Source organism: Actinosynnema sp. NPDC023658 (assembly GCF_040639995.1).
Taxonomy (GTDB): domain Bacteria; phylum Actinomycetota; class Actinomycetes; order Mycobacteriales; family Pseudonocardiaceae; genus Actinosynnema.
In genome coordinates this window covers 1-1,387 of record NZ_JBFAAX010001291.1, presented here as the reverse complement: position 1 = coordinate 1,387, position 1,387 = coordinate 1, and the positions used below count along the sequence as shown (strand labels likewise).

Annotated in this window: 2 protein-coding genes and 1 pseudogene; all 3 read left to right on the top strand. The window is 72.9% G+C overall.

Translation table 11 applies throughout. The features are described from left to right. Window positions 1-273: pseudogene (locus AB0G02_RS40395) on the top strand (NADPH-dependent 2,4-dienoyl-CoA reductase); the annotation flags it as partial. Window positions 274-308: 35 nt separating this feature from the next. Next, complete coding sequence (locus tag AB0G02_RS40390; RefSeq protein ID WP_360805886.1) at window positions 309-710, top strand: nuclear transport factor 2 family protein; 402 nt, start codon at window positions 309-311, stop codon at window positions 708-710. A 36-nt stretch (window positions 711-746) separates the two neighbouring features. Next, window positions 747-1,349, top strand: a complete 603-nt coding sequence (locus AB0G02_RS40385) for an HD domain-containing protein (RefSeq protein ID WP_360805883.1) — start codon at window positions 747-749, stop codon at window positions 1,347-1,349. Window positions 1,350-1,387: the final 38 nt, after the last annotated feature.

Below are 1,387 nucleotides of genomic sequence, written 5' to 3'. Positions count from 1 at the left end.
GCCAAGGGGGTCGAGCAGCTGACCGGCGTGAACTACGAGCGGATCGACGACGCCGGCCTGCACATCACCTTCGGACCCGGTCGGGAACGGCCGCGGGTACTGGACGTGGACACCGTCGTCGTGTGCGCGGGCCAGGAGTCCGTGCGCGACCTGGTGGACGCGCTCACCGGGCGCGGTGTCGTCACGCACGTCATCGGCGGGGCGGACGTCGCCGCGGAGCTCGACGCCAAGCGGGCCATCGACCAGGGCATGCGACTCGCGGCCACGATCTGAGCACAAGGCACGAGCAGGACCGAGCAGGAGGCGGGATGGACGAGGCAGGCGTGAACGCGGCGCTGGGGTTCAAGGCGGCCGTCGAGGCGGGGGACGTCGTCGGCGCGACGCGGTTCTTCAGCGACGACATCCGGTTCCACAGCCCGGTGAAGTTCCGGCCGTTCGAGGGGATCGACACCGTGCGCGCGCTGTTCGCCGTGCTTCAGCGGACCTTCCGGGACTTCCGGTACGTCGGCCGGTACGACGGGCCGAACGGCCACGTGCTGCACTTCCGCACCGTCGTGGACGGCAAGGAGGTCGAGGGCATCGACCTGATCGAGCTGGACGAGGACGGCCGGATCGGCACGTTCACCGTGATGATCAGGCCCCAGTCCGCGCTGACCGCCGTGGGCGAGGCGATCTGGGCGGGCCTGGTGGCCGACGGCGTGGTGTCGTGATCGCCTCGCGCCGGCCGGCCGCCTAGGCTGCACGACGTGGACTTCATCTTCACCCGGCCCGACTCGAAGGCCGCCGCCGCAGCGCTGGAGGTGTGCCACGAGTACGCCGAGCCGTGGCTGCTGAACCACTCGCTGCGGGCGTTCTCGTGGGCCACGGCGTACGCCGCCGACGTGGACGTTCCGCACGACGGTGAGCTGCTCTACGTCGCCGCGCTGCTGCACGACCTCGCGCTCACCGCGCCGTTCGACAGCCACGAGCTGCCGTTCGAGGAGGCGGGCGGGCACCTGGCGCGGGTGTTCGCGGCGGGCGCGGGGTGGGGTCGGGTGCGCCGCGACCGGTTGGCGGAGGTCATCGTGCTGCACATGCGCGACGACGTGTCGGCCGACGACGACCCGGAGAGCCACCTGCTCCAGGTGGCGGTGAGCGCCGACGTGTCGGGGCGAGGGCTGGACCGGTTCCCCGAGCGGGTGCGGGACGACATCCTGACCCGCTACCCGCGCCTCGGGTTCGCCCCCGCGTTCCTGGCGAGGGTCGAGGACCAGGCCGAGCGCAAACCCGGCTGCGCGGCGGCGGAGCTGGTGCGCGACGGCTGGGCGGACCGGGTCCGGGCCAACCCGCTGGACGCACCGGGCCGCTGACGGCGCTCCCACCCGGCACAGCGGTCACCGGCGGGCAG